General features: G+C 66.0%; 2 protein-coding genes and 1 pseudogene. All 3 read left to right on the plus strand.

Translation table 11 applies throughout. The features are described from left to right. Window positions 1–156 (plus strand): annotated as a pseudogene (locus A5787_RS26315) (beta-ketoacyl-ACP synthase); the annotation flags it as partial. 43 nt (window positions 157–199) lie between these two features. Continuing rightward, on the plus strand, window positions 200–1,621 hold the full coding sequence (locus tag A5787_RS00365) for an acyl-CoA carboxylase subunit beta (protein WP_066959918.1): 1,422 nt from the start codon (window positions 200–202) through the stop codon (window positions 1,619–1,621). A gap of 131 nt (window positions 1,622–1,752) precedes the next feature. Then, entirely contained in the window at window positions 1,753–2,640 is an 888-nt protein-coding gene (locus A5787_RS00370; protein ID WP_066959921.1) for a hypothetical protein, read from the plus strand. The last annotated feature ends 75 nt before the right edge of the window (window positions 2,641–2,715 follow it).

Raw genomic sequence — 2,715 nt, forward strand, 5'->3', positions numbered from 1 at the left:
ATCGTTCCCCCGACACTGAACCTGGAAAACCTCGATCCGGAGATCGATTTGGACGTGGTGGCGGGCAAGCCGCGGCCAGGCGACTACAAGTACGCGATCAACAACTCGTTCGGATTCGGCGGCCACAACGTCGCGCTCGCCTTCGGGCGGTACTGACCCCGCCTTCATTGGCGAGCACACTCGGAACAGGAGATCTGCGATGACGATCATGGCCCCCGCGTCGGTTGGTGAGTCGCTCGACCCTCGGGACCCGTTGCTGCGTCTGAGCAACTTCTTCGACGACGGCACCGTGGAGCTCCTGCACGAGCGCGACCGCTCCGGTGTGCTGTCCGCCGCGGGGTCCGTCAACGGTGTGCGCACCATCGCGTTCTGCACGGACGGGACCGTGATGGGCGGTGCGATGGGCACCGAGGGCTGCAGGCACATCGTCAACGCCTACGACACCGCCATCGAGGAGCAGAGCCCGATCGTGGGCATCTGGCACTCGGGTGGGGCGCGGTTGGCCGAGGGCGTGAAGGCGCTGCACGCGGTCGGCACCGTGTTCGAGGCCATGATTCGCGCGTCCGGCTACATCCCGCAGGTCTCGGTGGTCGTCGGTTTCGCCGCCGGCGGCGCCGCCTACGGGCCCGCGCTGACCGACGTCATCGTGATGGCGCCGGAGAGCCGGGTGTTCGTCACCGGCCCCGACGTGGTGCGCAGCGTCACCGGCGAGGACGTCGACATGGCCTCGCTCGGCGGCCCGGAAACCCACCACAAGAAGTCCGGGGTGTGCCACATCGTCGCCGACGACGAGCTCGACGCGTACGAGCGCGGTCGCCGGTTGGTCGGATTGTTCTGCCAGCAGGGTCATTTCGACCGCAGCAAGGCCGAGGCCGGCGACACCGACATCCACGCGCTGCTGCCGGAGTCGGCGCGGCGGGCCTACGACGTGCACCCGATCGTGACCGCGATCCTCGACAAGGAAGCGCCGTTCGACGAGTTCCAGGCCAACTGGGCGCCGTCGATGGTGGTCGGGCTGGGGCGGCTGGCCGGCCGCTCGGTCGGCGTCCTGGCGAACAACCCGCTGCGCCTCGGCGGCTGCCTGAACTCCGAAAGCGCCGAGAAGGCAGCGCGTTTCGTGCGGCTGTGCGACGCCTTCGGTATCCCGCTGGTCGTGGTCGTCGACGTGCCGGGCTACTTGCCGGGCGTCGACCAGGAGTGGGGCGGCGTGGTGCGCCGCGGCGCCAAGCTGCTGCACGCGTTCGGCGAGTGCACCGTGCCGCGCGTCACGCTGGTCACCCGAAAGACCTACGGCGGGGCCTACATTGCCATGAACTCGCGTTCGCTCAATGCGACCAAGGTGTTCGCGTGGCCGGACGCCGAGGTCGCGGTGATGGGCGCCAAGGCCGCCGTCGGCATCCTGCACAAGAAGAAGCTGGCCGCCGCGCCCGACCACGAGCGCGAGGCGCTGCACGACGAATTGGCCGCCGAGCACGAGCGGATCGCCGGCGGCGTGGACAGCGCCATCGAGATCGGTGTGGTCGACGAGAAGATCGACCCCGCGCACACCCGCAGCAAGCTCACCGAGGCGCTGGCTCACGCGCCGACGCGCCGCGGCCGCCACAAGAACATCCCGCTGTAACGCACCTTTTATCCGCGAGCAGACGCAGAATCGCGCTGCGCCGCCCCGCCGCGTGCGATTCTGCGTCTGCTCGGCCGCGCTATCCCCAGCAGTGACTGGCCGAACCTAGGGGCTACTCGCATGCTCTGGCAATGCACCCCGGCGCGCTGGCAGTCCTGCAGAAGGCTGGCGGGTTCGCCACTACCGCGCAACTGCTGACGGTCATGACTCGTCAACAGCTCGACGTCCAAGTCAAAAGCGGTGCACTCAAGCGCGTCTGGTACGGGGTCTACGCACGCGGGGAGCCCGATCTTTCGGGTCGGCTGGCCGCACTCGACATTTTCATGGGGCAGCACGCCGTAGTATGCATGGGCACCGCCGCAACCTTGTACGGCTTTGACACGGAAAACACAACGGCTATCCACGTCCTCGATCCTGGCGTACGTATGCGTCCTGCTGTCGGTCTGATGGTTCACCAGCGCACCGGCGCGCCGCTGCAACGGATCGCAGGGCGCCTAGCGACCTCACCTGCATGGACTGCCGTTGAAGTAGCGAGGCAATTGCGGCGCCCACGCGCGCTCGCGACGCTGGACGCCGCATTACATTCCAAGCGGTGCACCCGCGCCGAACTCCAAACAGCCATCGTTGAGCAACGCGGGCGTCGGGGCATCGTGGCAGTACGTGAACTTCTTTCCTTCGCCGACGAGCGCGCGGAATCAGCGATGGAAAGCGAGGCTCGACTCATCATGATCGATTACAAGCTGCCGGTCCCGGAGCTTCAATATCCGATTTTTGGCAACGACGGCGAGCTATGGCGCGTCGACTTCGCTTGGCCTGCAGCATGTCTGGCAGCCGAATACGAAGGCATCGACTGGCACTCGGGGCGCAACGAGATGCTCCGCGACAAAGAACGCTGGGGCAAGATCCAAGAGCTTGGGTGGACGATCATTCCCATCGTCGTCCACGACGTTAGGCGCGATCCCGATCGCCTGGCCAATCGCATAGCGACCCACTTAGACCGTCGGCGGATGGCCAGCTAACCCTGGCGAGCAGACCAAAAAAACCAAACACGAAGCCACGACAAAAACAATAAAAATAAGCAAACAGAAGCCAAA

It is taken from the genome of Mycobacterium sp. 852002-50816_SCH5313054-b, from assembly GCF_001667185.1.
GTDB lineage: Bacteria > Actinomycetota > Actinomycetes > Mycobacteriales > Mycobacteriaceae > Mycobacterium.